Source organism: Shinella sp. GW835-FHT14H05, assembly GCF_058793575.1.
Map to the genome: position 1 here is coordinate 37,921 of NZ_JBXAFY010000021.1, position 12,710 is coordinate 50,630.

Consider the following 12,710-nt stretch of genomic DNA (forward strand, 5'->3'; position numbering starts at 1 on the left):
TACATGATATTGTCGCGCGGTCACCGAGCCTGCCAGAGGTCACGGTGATCCAATGGACGAATCATGCCACACAGCGGCTGGAGACCTATGGCGCCACCGTGTCCCTCATCACCGGCAAGGGCATCCATCACGCGACCAGCGAGGATCTGCTGAATCGGTTCCGTTTGCAGGATCGCGCACTCGTTCCGCCGGTCTCGCCGCCTGCCCTGATGGCGGTGCTCCAGTCACCGCCGCATTTCGTTCTTTCACCGTTGGCGAGATGGAGACGGCGCTCCGCATCTGGGAAACCATGCTTTGTTTCCGCGGCCTTCACGAGGACCACCGCTCGGTCCCCGATGGCGTTATCCGCATGTCCGAATTGTGGAATGCGACCGGCTGGCAGGCGATGCGGACTCATGTCGTGGCGATCATACCTCTTGCAGAGCAAGCTTACACCGCTCTCTCGGATGCTTTGGATGAAGGCGGATTTACCTTCGATTTCGACTTCATTCCCGCTGTCGTCGGTGCGTTGGACTGGTCCGAATACGGGCCACATCGGGATGGCGAACCCGAGGAATTCCTCGAAACCGTCATGTCGGCGGTCGCTGGCCGGCGTCGTGACGTTGCGGCCGAAGCACTCGCCAGCGACAAGCTCATTGTCTCGAAAGCCTGATTGGGGTTCCGAAGCTGGTGCCCGACGCGATCAGGCACTGATCCCGACCGGCGTCGGTGTCGCCTCGGATTCCGGCGACTGCCCGTTGATCATCGGCGCAACTTCGTTGCTCATCTGCTCGATCTCAACCACGTCGCTGGCGGCCTTGAGGTCGATACGCCCCCAGATCGACGGTTCTTTCCGGGGGAGGCGCCGCCTATTCTTGAACTCGACGATGAACGGCTTTTTCTCAGGCTTCATGATGCTCCGGCTGAATGTGGCAGATGACTGTCTTCCGGCAGCTGTTCTTATTCGCGGGAGCCTGTCAACGGTTCACGCCGGGAAGTCCATGATCAGGGAAGTCGAGGGATCTCGCCATCGCCGACACGCCAGACCCAAGGTGTGATCTCCGGTCTCGTCTCGATCATGTCTGCAAGCGTGCGCTCGTATTCGTCGCCGGCGCTCGCGGGCACGATGAACATTGCCACCGGCGCGGGTTTTTGTTCGGGCAGGGTCACCGACACGATCGGCGCGTCGCGCGGAAGGTTGAAGCGCAGGCCCTTCACGCTCTTCCGCTTCAGATGGCTAAGCTTCTCCAGCAGTCGCAGTTCGTTGATGTCCTCGAAGGGCAACCAGTGCTCGTTCACAACCATCAGCGCGACCTCTTCGATCGATGCGATGCCGGAGGTCGAGATGCCGAACGTGGCGATGACGATCAGATGGAACGCCTCGCTGGAGCGCCACAGTTCGAGTTCGGTTTCGTAGCGGGCTGCCAGCCGCCGCCATGCCCAATCCTCGATCATCAGGTGGAAAGGCATATGCCGCACGACGATCCTCTGTCCCTCGCGGGCCGGAGAGAACTCTTTCACCTCCGCGACAATCATCATCAGCTTGCGCGGTCCCGAACCTGTCGCCTGCACGCTTTTCAGCGCGGTCGCGCGCCGTGCAGCAATGCCGTCCTTGTCCTCCGCCTGGTAGACCTCCGGCACATAGAGCATGTCACTGAGCGGTCCGCCTCTCGCCGTCATCTGCGACGCTGCGTTGATCAGGCTGGTGCGGACGCGTCCCCAGCCGCGCCGGCCGGCCCAGACTGAACGCCATACCGTCAGTTCGCCGGTCTCCCAGAGATAGTGGAGCATAGCCTTGAGCGACAGTTTCCGCGGCTCGCTGCGAATACCTGGTTCCGACTGTTCCGTCGGTGTGCTGGCCGCAGCGCGCGGACCCCGCTTCGTCAGGGAAAAATCGAGCTTCAGATCGGCTTTGCCGCTGGCGTCGATCTGGATGGCGCTGCCGATGAGCGGCCCAAGCCCGGAAAGCTCGTATGGCGGTTCATAGGAAGGGCAGGCCGGGTCGTGCTCGCGTCCCGATAGCGGCGTGCGTTTGACAACATACTGATCATCCAGTCGGGCGATGTACATCGCGACCGCCGGCTGCCTGCACATGCACATCGGGCGAAGCCGCTCTTCATATGCGTGAGGAAGAAGTGCCCGGAATTCCAGAGAGTTCTCCGAAAGCACCTTGTCGCCGATCGTGAATGTTCGCACTGTCGCTCCCCCTTCTCAGGCCAAATCCTACACGGCGCGGCGGCGTTATACTATTAAAAATACGCATAGTAAAATGCCGCGACGACGGTTTATCTGACCGGCCGAGCGATTGGCGCAGCGCGACCCTCCCGCGAGCAGAAGCGGGCCACAGAAGAAAGCTGTCCATGTGGCATGCAGCGCGTGGCTGAAGCAGGTTTCTCCGCCGCCCCTTACGAGACGCCATCCATTCCAGCCGCTGGCGATCGCCGGCATTGTCTATCCCCATCAAGCCCGGCCCTGCGCCGGGCTTCCGCATTCCAGGAGGCTCGCATGCCCGCAGTTATTGAAATCACCGTCTACCAGTTCGACGAGTTGTCGGAAGAAGCGAAGGAGAAGGCTCGTGCGTGGTATCGCGAGGGCGGCTTTGATTACGACTGGTATGAGTTTGTCTTTGAGGATTTCGGCCGGATATGCGAGTGCCTGGGCGTTCGCCTCAAGACGTCACCTGCCCGCCTCGTTGGCGGCGGCACACGAGTTGAGCCGCTAATCCACTTCACCGGCTTTTGGTCGCAAGGAGACGGTGCGTGCTTCCAGGCTTATTATTCCTATCGAAAGGGGGCGCCCCGCGCGATTCGTGACCATGCGCCGAACGATACCGCGCTACATGCGATTGCCGATAACCTGCAAGCGATCCAGCGCCGCAACTTCTATCAGCTTCGAGCCGAAGCCAGCCATCGCAGGCATTACTATCACGAATATTGCCTGGCGATCTCCATCGAGAGGGAAAGTCCGACCTATCAGGACATGACCCATGATGCCGAGGATACAGTCATCGAGGCTTTGCGCGATCTTGCCCGATGGCTGTATCGCCAACTCGAGAGCGAATACAATGCGCTGAACTCCAACGAAATGATCGACGAAACCATCGTTGCCAACGCTTACAGCTTCACCGTCTCCGGTCTTCGTTTCGGCTGACCCGAGAGGTTGTCCCTTCCGACCCTGAGGCGAGGGAGAGGGGGCTGCGGGCCAGGCGGCGCGACTGAGGGTAGTGAAAGCGCACCTTCCCGCGACGAAGTCGGTGGCATTTGGCACCCTGCGTCACATCCGGCGACCGGATATCCGCATTTCACGATCGTCTATGTCCCGGTGAAGCGGTTCGGTCGACATTCCGCAGCTGACCATTGCTGGCTCAATGAATGCGTCGCCGTCGGCGGCCGCATCCTTATGCTGCTCGAGGCCAACGACGACGAAGTCTTGAGGCGAGTTCCCGAACAACAGAGGAGGGCATCAGATGATCCCGATCACGAAAGCACAACGCCGCGCCATTCACCTGAAATGGCAACAGGCCGATCAGGGCCTCTCCTATCGCGCATTCCGGACGCTGGCCATTCCCGTCGCCGCTGCGGACGGAGCCATCGCACTGCCATGGTGCGGGATGTGGCTATGCATAGAGGCCGACGGCTACACGCATAGCTAGACGCCCGATCCGTCCGTTTCGGCCGTCGCTTCGCCCTCGAACTTCTCTTCGTGTCCTCAATCCTGGCCCGGTACTCCGAAGGGAGCGCCGGGTCTTTTCTGTATTTCAGGAGAGCAACATGAGCCTGTCTATCCTCGCCTGCCCACCCACCGCCACGCCGGTCTTCCTGAACTTCCGGTCCGAAGTGGTCGCGCCGGTGTGTTTCGCCATCGTCTATTGGGACGGTCCGGGCGACACACTCTACGCCTTCGCGGATCCTGACGCCTTCGACCGCCAGCGCCTCTGCGCCGAGCGCAACTTCTTTCATGTCCAACAACTGTCCGTCGGCGAAGCTGCGGCATGGATCGCCGCCGGCGGCAAGGCCGTCTTGCACGAAGTCTCGGTCGCCGGCGTCGCGGCGTTCGGACATCTCCGTCTCGCGCCCGGCTGAAGGCCGGGGTCCGCCGCCTGCGCCGCTTAGAGGGAGAGATGGGCCGAAAAGGAGTGGCCTGGCGGGCTTGGAGAGCGCCCGGCGGCTCGCTCTTTCCCGCTCTCGATGAGGTTTCCCATGAACGCTCCTTCCTCCTTCGCCGCGAACCCGTTTGCCAGCAAGCCCCACTTACTCGAAGAACGCAGCCGCGCAGGCAACATCTTTGCTGCCGGGGGTGTGCTCCTGCCGCTTCTCGAAGCCGGCCATTCCATCACATCGGCGGACCTGCGCGCCGTCCTTACCACTGAATTCGGCGGCTCGGACGCTGAAGGGTACTGGTCGTGGAAAGACGCCTACGAAGCGACGGAAGTCGCACAGGTGCTTTTCCTGCGCAAATTCGGTTCGGCCATTTCGGCCCGGATGAATACGCCGGAGGCGGCTCTTTCCATCCTAACCAAGCTCGCGGTACTCAACCCGACGCACACGCGCCGATCCGAGGAAACCCAGAGGCTCCAGCAGTTTTCCACGCCTGTCGAACTCGCCTATGTCGCGTCGCGGGCCGCTTCGATCATGGCGGACGACGTCCTGCTCGAGCCGTCCGCCGGGACCGGTCTCATGGCGATCTTCGGCGAACTCGCCCACGCGCGCATCGTTCTCAACGAATATGCGCCGGTCCGACACTCCCTCCTCGAATATCTGTTTCCCAAGACATCGGTCACGCACCACGACGCGGCCCATCTCGACGACTATCTCGATTGCGTCGCCCGTCCCACCGTCGTTCTGATGAACCCGCCGTTTTCGGCGGGTGTGCATGTCGAGGGTCGCATGGCCGATGCAGCGTGGCGGCATCTCACCTCGGCTTTCGCCCGTCTTGTGCCAGGCGGCCGCCTGGTTGCCATCACCGGCTCCAGCCTTTCTCCCGACAATCCGAAATGGCGTGACGCCTTCGTTCGCTTGCAGGAGCGCGGAACGGTCGAGTTCAGCGCCGCGATCGCCGGCAGCGTCTTTGCCCGTCATGGCACGACGATGGAAACGCGGCTGACGGTCATCGACAAGATTGCGGCGGCCGATCCGAGGAAGCTGGTCGAAAGCCGCGGTGTCGCACCCAACCTCACCACATTGCTGTCCTGGATCTCGGGCCTGCCGCCGCGCTCGCCGTCGACCGCAGCGAACGCCATAAGCGCGCTGTCCAACGGCATTCTGCGCGCCTGCGCCGCGAAAATGGCTGCGCGCAAGGTCGCCCAGACGCTACGTCCTGCTGCTGTCACAGTATTGCGGTCGAGCCCCGCGCTCTCTCCCCGCGCACCGAACCGGGGGGCTTTGGCCCCCGCGCCTGTCCATGACGAGATCGTCGAACTCGGCTACGAGCTGCGCGATGCGGCGGCGTCGGCGCGGCTGGATGTCGCCGATGGCATCTACGAACCCTACGAGCTGCGGGCTATCCGCATTCCGGACGCCAAGCCGCATCCTGACAATCTGGTCGAGTCCGTCGCCATGGCGTCGGTTGCCCCGCCCAAGCCCAGCTATCGGCCGCACCTCCCCAAGAATGTGATCATCACCGGCGATCTTTCGGACGCCCAGCTCGAAAGTGTGATCTATGCCGGCGAAGCCCATTCGGGCCATCTCGCCGGCTTTTGGAAAGTCGATGCCTCCTTCGACAATCTCACAGCCGTAAGCCCTGAAACCGAAGGCGCGGTGCGATATCGTCGAGGATGGTTTCTGGGCGACGGCACGGGAGCCGGGAAGGGTCGCCAGGCCGCGGGCATTATTCTCGACAATTGGCTGAAGGGCCGCCGACGGCACGTCTGGATCTCGAAATCCGAGACCTTGATTGAAGATGCCCAACGCGACTGGAGCGCGCTTGGTCAGGAGACGCTGCTAGTCACGCCTCTCTCGCGCTTCCGGCAGGGCAAGCCGATCAAGCTGGACGAAGGCATCCTGTTCGTGACCTTCGCGACGCTTCGCACGGACGAACGCGAGGGCAAGTCCTCCCGCGTCCAGCAGATCGTCGACTGGCTCTGTGAGGGTGAGGATAAAGAGGGCGCAGCCGATGAAGCCAGAATCTTCGACGGCGTCGTCGTCTTCGACGAAGGCCATGCCATGGCCAATGCCGCGGGTGGCAAATCCGACCGTGGCGACAAGGCGGCCTCGCAGCAGGGCCGCGCCGGCCTTCGCCTTCAGCGCGCCTTGCCCGATGCACGCGTCGTCTATGTCTCGGCGACCGGTGCATCCAAGGTCGAGTCGCTCGCCTATGCGGAACGGCTCGGTCTTTGGGGCAGCGCCGACTTCCCCTTCGCCACGCGCAGCGAGTTCATTGCCGCCGTCGAGGATGGCGGCGTCGCGACCATGGAGGTGCTCGCCCGCGACCTCAAGGCGATGGGGCTTTACGCCTCTCGCTCGTTGTCGTTCGAGGGCGTCGAATACGAGATCCTCGAACATGCGCTGACCGAGGAGCAGGTCCGCATCTACGATTCCTATGCCGAGGCTTATCAGGTGATCCACAATCGCCTCGATCAGGCTTTGGAGGCTTGCAGCATCACGTCGGCGACTGGAACGCTCAACAAGAATGCTAAAGCCGCGGCGCGCTCCGCCTTCGAGAGCACGAAGCAACGCTTCTTCAATCACCTCCTGACATCGATGAAGACGCCGACCCTCATCGGCACGATCAACCAGGATGTGGCGGACGGCCATGCCGCCATCGTCCAGCTCATCTCGACGGGACAATCGATAACTGAACGGCGGCTTGCCGAAATCCCGACGGCGGAATGGAACGACATTCAGGTCGACGTCACCCCGCGCGAGATCGTCGCGGAGTACCTGATGAACTCCTTCCCGACCCAGCTTTTCGAGGAATACACGGACAGCGAAGGCACGCTCCTCTCCCGGCCGGTCTATGACGCCGACGGTAATCCGGTCCTTTGCCGTGAGGCCGCTGCCCGCCGTGACGATCTGCTCGAAAAGCTCGGCAGTCTGCCGGCGATCCCGACCGCGCTCGACCAGATCGTCCAGCATTTCGGGGCGGACAAGGTTGCCGAGATCACCGGGCGCTCCCGTCGTATCGTTCGCCGGGATGGTGACGGCGCTTTTGCCCGCTTCGCCGTCGAGAGCCGACCGGGCAGCGCCAATCTCGACGAGACGCGCGCCTTCATGGATGACCAGAAGCCAATTCTGGTCTTCTCGGAAGCCGGTGGAACCGGGCGCTCCTACCATGCCGATCTCGGCGCGAAGAACCAGCGCCAGCGCCTGCACAATCTTCTCGAAGCCGGCTGGCGCGCCGATGTCGCGATCCAGGGTCTCGGCCGCAGCCATCGCACGAACCAGGCCCAGCCGCCGCGTTTCCGCATGGTCGCGACCGACGTCAAGGCCGAGCGGCGCTTCCTGTCGACGATCGCCCGGCGGCTCGACACGCTCGGCGCGATTACCCGGGGCCAGCGCCAGACCGGCGGCCAGGGCATGTTCCGGAGCGAGGATAACCTCGAATCCCAATACGCCCGCGATGCGCTGCGGCAATTTTACAAGCGCGTCCATGGCGGCGCGGTCGCCGGATGCTCGCTGGAGACCTTCGAGAAGATCACGGGCCTCTCGCTCTGCGACGAGGAAGGGGGACTGAAGGATGAATTGCCGCCGATCCATACCTTCCTCAATCGCATGCTGGCGCTGACCATCGCCATGCAAAACGTCCTGTTCGAGTCTTTCGAGGAACTGCTGGCGGCCCGCATCGAGGGCGCGATTGCCGCCGGCGTTTATGACAAGGGCCTGGAGACGCTGACCGCCGATCGCATGACGCTCAGGGATCGCAAGCTGGTCTACACCCATCCGGTCACCGGCGCGCAGTCGCACCTGCTGACCATCGAGCGCATGGACCGCAACCGGCCGATGCCCATCGAGGATGTCCTCCGTCTAGTGGCGCAGGACCCGCGCGCGAAGCTGATGATCAACGCAAAGTCCGCACGCGCCGCGGTCATGGCCCCGACGCGCTCCATCATGCTCGAAGATGGCTCGCTGCAGCCGCGCGTCGCGCTGATCCGTCCGATGGACGAACTGCGCTTCGAGATCCGCCATCTCGAAGAGACGAACTGGGAGGAGGCGGACGAACAGGTCTTCGCCGCTGCCTGGAATGCCGAAGTCGCCAATGTGCCGGAGTTTTCGACCTCGACCTTGCATGTCGTGTCGGGCCTGCTGCTGCCGATCTGGAAACTGCTACCGCAGGATTATTGCCGGGTCTATCGCCTGCAGACCGAAGATGGCGAGCGCATCGTCGGCCGCGTGATCGCCCCGACCGGCCTCTCCCGGCTGTGCAACAATTTCGGGATCGACCGGAGCGAGGTGCTCGACCCGGAGCAGGCGTGGAGATCGGTGGTCGATGGCTCCTCCATCATCAGCCTTGCCAGTGAGATGACGGTGCGCCGCGTCCGGGTCATGAACGACAATCGCGTCGAATTGACCGGCTTTACGGACGGCATGCGTGACTGGTTGCGCGCCATTGGGCTGTTCTCGGAGATGATCGCATGGAAGTTGCGCTTCTTCATTCCGGTCACCGATGAAGGCGCTACGATCCTTTCACGCCTGATGCAGCGCCATCGCTTGCTCGATGTCGTCAGCCGGCACTGAGGGAGGCCCGTTATGCTCTCGGCCTCCGAACTGGCGAACCGTCTCGCGCGCGATGCCGAGGCGGTCTGCCGGCACTACCTCTCCGCCGGCCACAGGGCCGGCAATTATTGGATCGTCGGCGATACCGCCAACAGCAAGGGCAAGTCGCTCTATGTCCACCTGACCGGCCCGCGCGCGGGCCGGTGGGCCGACGGAGCCACGGCCGAGTATGGCGACCTGCTCGATCTCGTGCGCGAGACCTGCGGGCTGGTCGATTTCCGCGACGTTGCCGACGAAGCCCGACGGTTTCTCAGCCTTCCGCAACCCGCCCCGGCGGCGTCCCGCAGGGGCGACGCCCGAACCGATCCGCCGGTCGACAGACCGGCAGACGAGCGCGCGCAGCGCCTTTTCCGCATGACGCAGCCGTTGGCGGGGACCTTGGCGGACAGCTATCTGCGCCAGCGGGGGATCCTGCGCGCATCCATGCATCCGGCGCTTCGCTATCACCCGTCCTGCTACTATCGCGATCTCCAGACCGGCCAGACGCACAGCTTCCCCGCGCTGATTGCAGCCGTGACCGATCCCGGCGGCACGATCACCGGCGTGCATCGCACCTGGCTCGACCCCGACGGTGGCGGCAAGGCACAGGTCGAGGATCCGCGCCGCGCTCTTGGCGGTCTGCTCGGCAATGCGGTCCGCTTCGCCTTTCCTGTCCACCGCCCCGTATCGGTCATGGCCGCCGGCGAAGGGCTCGAAAGCATTCTGTCGCTGTCGCATGTCATGCCCGGCATGCCGATGGTGTCGGCGCTGACGGCCAATCACCTCGCTGCCTTCGAGCTGCCGCCCGGTTGCGTGCGCCTCTACATCGCCGCGGACGCCGACGCCGCTGGCCGGACCGGCATCGAGCGATTGAGCCGTCGGGCGCAGGCCCGCGGAATCCTGCCGCTGGTGCTCGCCCCGGAACTCGGCGACTTCAACGACGATCTGCGGCTGGACCCGAACCGGCTTATCGCCAGTCTCCGGGTACAGCTTGCCCCGGAGGACGCAACCGTCTTCCTGCCGTCGTGATGAGGCCGCGATGGGGAGATGCGGCGGGGTGGGAGCGGCGGAGGGGAGGGCAGGGCATGCCGGTCGCCGCGCGGAGGAGCGCGCGCCCGCGAGCCTGCCGAGAGGCGACCCTTACCATCAGGCGTTCGGGCCTCCAACCGCCGGGGGCCTAAGTTTTTTCCCCGCGCCGGCGGAGCCGGCGCTCCTCGCGAAGCAAAAAACCTATCCCGGCGGCCCGGCGCTGCGCTGGGCCGCGGCGCGAGCGCCGCGGTTCCGGCCCGCTCGCCGGATGGAAGGGATCGCCGTCAGGCCGCGAGAGGCGCGGCCCCAACCGACGGAGATCAGCATGAACGTCCTGCTTCCCATCGATGCCGCTACCGAACCCCACCACGCATCGTCCCCGACCGACCGCATCATCTACGAGATGCAGGTCTACGGTTATCGTCCGTTCCAGGACGAGCCGGACCCGCGCCCGCTTCCCGAGGAGCCGGTCGTCCAGTCCGCGCTGACCGCGATGTTCGACGCCATGTTCGAAATGCTCGGCGACACGCGCCTGGAACCCGATCTCGAAGACATGCTCTGGTCGACGGTCAATCTCTTCCACCGCGCCGGCGAGCGCATCCAGCGCGAGCTGCAGCGCAACGAGGACGCCCAGCGCAACGGCCAGCGCGAGCAGGACGGCTCGGAGGTAAAGAGCGTCGAGCTCGAACGCCACATCATGGAGGGCATCTCGCTCCTCGAGCGCCGCAACGCCTTCGAGTTCATGCGCGATTTCGCCGGCGACCTCTTCGAGGCCCAGACCGGCTCGACATGGCGGCCGCGAACCGGCTCCAAGGTCAATCACGCCAACATGACCGCGGCGATGATCGATAGCAGAGACTTCCTTTCCGCCCGCCGGCGCGCCGAGACCGAGGTTCTGATGCCGGCCGGCACCAAGATCGCCTTCGGAGGCGGCCTGGACTACAACGATCACGAGCGGATCTGGGCCGCACTCGACAAGGCGCTTGCCAAGCACGTCGACATGGTGCTGCTGCACGGCGGCTCGCCGAAGGGCGCTGAACGCATCGCTGCGTGCTGGGCCGAATCCCGCGACGTGACGCAGGTCGCCTTCAAGCCGAACTGGAGCAAGCACGCGAAAGCGGCCCCGTTCCGCCGCAACGACGAGATGCTCTCCGTGATGCCGGCAGGCGTCATCGTCTTCCCTGGCTCCGGCATCACCGAAAACCTTCGCGACAAGGCCCGCCGCTTCGGCATCACCGTCTGGGAACTGAAAGGAGACGGCGCGTGAGCGCCGTTTTCTTGCAAATCTGGGAAATATGGATATTATGGAGATCCATGAAGGAGCAAGATTATGCGGCACTTTACGACAGGCGATCTCAACAAGCAGGTCGGTGACGTCACGGACGCCGCCGCCCGCGAACCGGTGGTGCTCACGAAGCACAGGAAACCACGATTCGTACTCATGAGCTATGAACACTACGAGCGCATGCGCACTGGCGGCGATCTGCGCCAGGTACATCGTGCATCGCAGATGCCCGCCGAGCACGAAGAATTGTTCGGTTTGGCAATCGACCGGCTGGCGCGCGGTGAGGGCTATGATAATGAGTCGTGAATATCTACCCGGTGAGGTCATCACATATCCATATCTCTGGGCTTGGCAGAACGAGCGCGGTGAAACCGAAGGCCGAAAGGCCCGTCCGACCTGTGTCGTCGTTGCCGTGCGTGGTGCCAATGATGGCCTGACTCATTTGGTGCTTCTCGCCATTACGACACAACCGCCGCAGGCCGATCGGATTGCCTTGGAGGTTTCCGCAATTGAGTGCCGGCGCGCCGGTCTCGGCGATCTCAAGCAATGCTGGGTGATCGTCGATGAGTATAACTACGACATCGCCGAGCGTTCTTGGTACATTGAGCCCGACAAAAAAACCCTTGGGCGGTTCAGCAAGACATTCATGATGAAGATCGCGACCGCTTTCGGAAGCGCACGCAACTCCGGACGTCGTGTAAGCCGTCTCGACTGACCCGATGCGTACGCCTTGGAGTCTAGTCTCCACGTGCGATCGCTTCTCGTAACCGCATCTCCAGCACATCGAAAGACCAAACATGACGATGCTCCGAGATGCCATAACCATAGCTGCACTCGCGCACGACGGACAGACCGACAAGACTGGCGCGCCCTATATCTTCCATCCATTGCGGGTGGCCTCAACATTTTCGGACGAGATGTTGCAGGTGATCGCCGTGTTGCACGACCTTGTCGAGGACACAGATACAACGCTTTCCGATCTCGATGCCCGGTTCCCGCAGGCTGTCGTCAGTGCGGTCGAGGCGCTCACCCGGCGCAGCGAGGAGAGCTACAAGGAGTTTATCGATCGTGTGGCGCGAAACCCGAACGCTCGATTGGTGAAAATTGCCGACATCCGCGACAACCTTCGCCCTGGCGCAGAACACCTTCGTCCGCGGTATGAGGCAGCATTGAAGGTGCTGGAGCAGAATTAGAGCGACATATAGGGATAGGATCGCCAGGCAGAAGAAGGTGGCGTGGGGGTACTATCCCCGCTCTTCGTTCAGTTCCGCGTCAACGGCATCCAGCGCGGAAAGGGGAAGTATCTCACCGCGCCGGAATTCTGCCTCCGCCTTCAACAATGAGCGGACCGCATAACGACGGTCTTCCTCGCGCGCCACGTCCTCCCGGATCAGCTCACGCATATTTTCGCTCGACGTCGCGTCCTGGTTCTCGCCGTCTGCGCGCATGTCGACGAAGACGTGCATTTCAACGGGAAAACTTACATGCAGGTTGGTGGTCATGGCCGCGCCCTCCCGGCTGGCTTTGTCGTTCCAGATTTCCACCCCCGTGAGGTCAATGTCAATATTTGACATCCGTATGACAGCTACGAAGCTGGCGTGAAGGTCATCGCCGTAGATCCCGAGCGAACGTCTGGCGCGGCTGGTTCCCGCTTTCTCTCCGCGCAGCAAACGCCGGCCGAAGGCCGGCTTCACCATCTGCCGGCCCGCGGAACGGCTTCGCCGTTT

The 12,710-nt window shown here is 63.2% G+C and carries 13 protein-coding genes; 10 read left to right on the forward strand and 3 right to left on the reverse strand.

Annotated elements, in window-relative coordinates:
• Positions 1 to 259 precede the first annotated feature (259 nt).
• A complete protein-coding gene (locus tag AC1Q6Z_RS32080; protein ID WP_492650329.1) occupies positions 260 to 652 on the forward strand; it encodes a hypothetical protein in 393 nt (130 codons plus the stop codon).
• Positions 653 to 682: 30 nt separating this feature from the next.
• Here AC1Q6Z_RS32080 and AC1Q6Z_RS32085 read toward each other — a convergent pair whose 3' ends face one another.
• Together AC1Q6Z_RS32085 and AC1Q6Z_RS32090 are read right to left on the reverse strand one after the other, a co-directional pair.
• Complete coding sequence (locus AC1Q6Z_RS32085) at positions 683 to 892, reverse strand: hypothetical protein (RefSeq protein WP_492650330.1); 210 nt, start codon at positions 890 to 892, stop codon at positions 683 to 685.
• A gap of 92 nt (positions 893 to 984) precedes the next feature.
• The gene (locus AC1Q6Z_RS32090; RefSeq protein WP_492650331.1) at positions 985 to 2,175 is read right to left on the reverse strand and encodes a DUF1173 domain-containing protein; all 1,191 of its coding nucleotides are present in this window, start codon (positions 2,173 to 2,175) and stop codon (positions 985 to 987) included.
• Between the two features lie 309 nt (positions 2,176 to 2,484).
• On the opposite strand from AC1Q6Z_RS32090, the gene AC1Q6Z_RS32095 reads away from it, so the two are divergent.
• From AC1Q6Z_RS32095 to AC1Q6Z_RS32135, 9 genes are all read left to right on the forward strand, one after another.
• Complete coding sequence (locus AC1Q6Z_RS32095; RefSeq protein WP_492650332.1) at positions 2,485 to 3,129, forward strand: DUF8835 domain-containing pootine; 645 nt, start codon at positions 2,485 to 2,487, stop codon at positions 3,127 to 3,129.
• A gap of 316 nt (positions 3,130 to 3,445) precedes the next feature.
• Complete coding sequence (locus tag AC1Q6Z_RS32100) at positions 3,446 to 3,631, forward strand: hypothetical protein (protein WP_439631792.1); 186 nt, start codon at positions 3,446 to 3,448, stop codon at positions 3,629 to 3,631.
• Positions 3,632 to 3,749: 118 nt separating this feature from the next.
• On the forward strand, positions 3,750 to 4,061 hold the full coding sequence (locus AC1Q6Z_RS32105) for a hypothetical protein (protein ID WP_492650333.1): 312 nt from the start codon (positions 3,750 to 3,752) through the stop codon (positions 4,059 to 4,061).
• A gap of 117 nt (positions 4,062 to 4,178) precedes the next feature.
• Positions 4,179 to 8,651, forward strand: coding sequence for a strawberry notch-like NTP hydrolase domain-containing protein (locus AC1Q6Z_RS32110; protein WP_492650334.1), 4,473 nt, complete (start codon positions 4,179 to 4,181; stop codon positions 8,649 to 8,651).
• A gap of 12 nt (positions 8,652 to 8,663) precedes the next feature.
• Positions 8,664 to 9,698 carry a DUF7146 domain-containing protein gene (locus tag AC1Q6Z_RS32115; protein WP_492650335.1) on the forward strand — a complete coding sequence of 345 codons (1,035 nt, stop codon included), beginning with the start codon at positions 8,664 to 8,666 and terminating at the stop codon, positions 9,696 to 9,698.
• Between the two features lie 325 nt (positions 9,699 to 10,023).
• The gene (locus AC1Q6Z_RS32120; protein ID WP_492650336.1) at positions 10,024 to 10,965 is read left to right on the forward strand and encodes a DUF2493 domain-containing protein; all 942 of its coding nucleotides are present in this window, start codon (positions 10,024 to 10,026) and stop codon (positions 10,963 to 10,965) included.
• A 63-nt stretch (positions 10,966 to 11,028) separates the two neighbouring features.
• Positions 11,029 to 11,289, forward strand: coding sequence for a type II toxin-antitoxin system prevent-host-death family antitoxin (locus tag AC1Q6Z_RS32125; RefSeq protein WP_439631802.1), 261 nt, complete (start codon positions 11,029 to 11,031; stop codon positions 11,287 to 11,289).
• Complete coding sequence (locus tag AC1Q6Z_RS32130; RefSeq protein ID WP_492650337.1) at positions 11,279 to 11,698, forward strand: hypothetical protein; 420 nt, start codon at positions 11,279 to 11,281, stop codon at positions 11,696 to 11,698. Before AC1Q6Z_RS32125 ends, AC1Q6Z_RS32130 begins: the two co-directional genes overlap by 11 nt.
• Positions 11,699 to 11,780: 82 nt before the next feature.
• Positions 11,781 to 12,176 carry an HD domain-containing protein gene (locus tag AC1Q6Z_RS32135; protein WP_439631806.1) on the forward strand — a complete coding sequence of 132 codons (396 nt, stop codon included), beginning with the start codon at positions 11,781 to 11,783 and terminating at the stop codon, positions 12,174 to 12,176.
• Positions 12,177 to 12,227: 51 nt separating this feature from the next.
• On the opposite strand, the gene AC1Q6Z_RS32140 is transcribed toward AC1Q6Z_RS32135, so the two are convergent.
• Positions 12,228 to 12,680: a hypothetical protein gene (locus AC1Q6Z_RS32140; RefSeq protein ID WP_492650338.1), complete on the reverse strand. Its 453-nt coding sequence runs from the start codon at positions 12,678 to 12,680 to the stop codon at positions 12,228 to 12,230.
• Positions 12,681 to 12,710 lie beyond the last annotated feature (30 nt).

Excerpts from the sequence above, each read along its gene's own strand:
- AC1Q6Z_RS32080 (WP_492650329.1), top strand. The coding sequence starts at position 260 with ATGGAGACGGCGCTCCGCATCTGGGAAACCATGCTTTGTTTCCGCGGC.
- AC1Q6Z_RS32085 (WP_492650330.1), bottom strand. The coding sequence starts at position 892 with ATGAAGCCTGAGAAAAAGCCGTTCATCGTCGAGTTCAAGAATAGGCGG.
- AC1Q6Z_RS32095 (WP_492650332.1), top strand. The coding sequence starts at position 2,485 with ATGCCCGCAGTTATTGAAATCACCGTCTACCAGTTCGACGAGTTGTCG.
- AC1Q6Z_RS32100 (WP_439631792.1), top strand. The coding sequence starts at position 3,446 with ATGATCCCGATCACGAAAGCACAACGCCGCGCCATTCACCTGAAATGG.
- AC1Q6Z_RS32105 (WP_492650333.1), top strand. The coding sequence starts at position 3,750 with ATGAGCCTGTCTATCCTCGCCTGCCCACCCACCGCCACGCCGGTCTTC.
- AC1Q6Z_RS32110 (WP_492650334.1), top strand. The coding sequence starts at position 4,179 with ATGAACGCTCCTTCCTCCTTCGCCGCGAACCCGTTTGCCAGCAAGCCC.
- AC1Q6Z_RS32115 (WP_492650335.1), top strand. The coding sequence starts at position 8,664 with ATGCTCTCGGCCTCCGAACTGGCGAACCGTCTCGCGCGCGATGCCGAG.
- AC1Q6Z_RS32120 (WP_492650336.1), top strand. The coding sequence starts at position 10,024 with ATGAACGTCCTGCTTCCCATCGATGCCGCTACCGAACCCCACCACGCA.
- AC1Q6Z_RS32125 (WP_439631802.1), top strand. The coding sequence starts at position 11,029 with ATGCGGCACTTTACGACAGGCGATCTCAACAAGCAGGTCGGTGACGTC.
- AC1Q6Z_RS32130 (WP_492650337.1), top strand. The coding sequence starts at position 11,279 with ATGAGTCGTGAATATCTACCCGGTGAGGTCATCACATATCCATATCTC.
- AC1Q6Z_RS32135 (WP_439631806.1), top strand. The coding sequence starts at position 11,781 with ATGACGATGCTCCGAGATGCCATAACCATAGCTGCACTCGCGCACGAC.
- AC1Q6Z_RS32140 (WP_492650338.1), bottom strand. The coding sequence starts at position 12,680 with ATGGTGAAGCCGGCCTTCGGCCGGCGTTTGCTGCGCGGAGAGAAAGCG.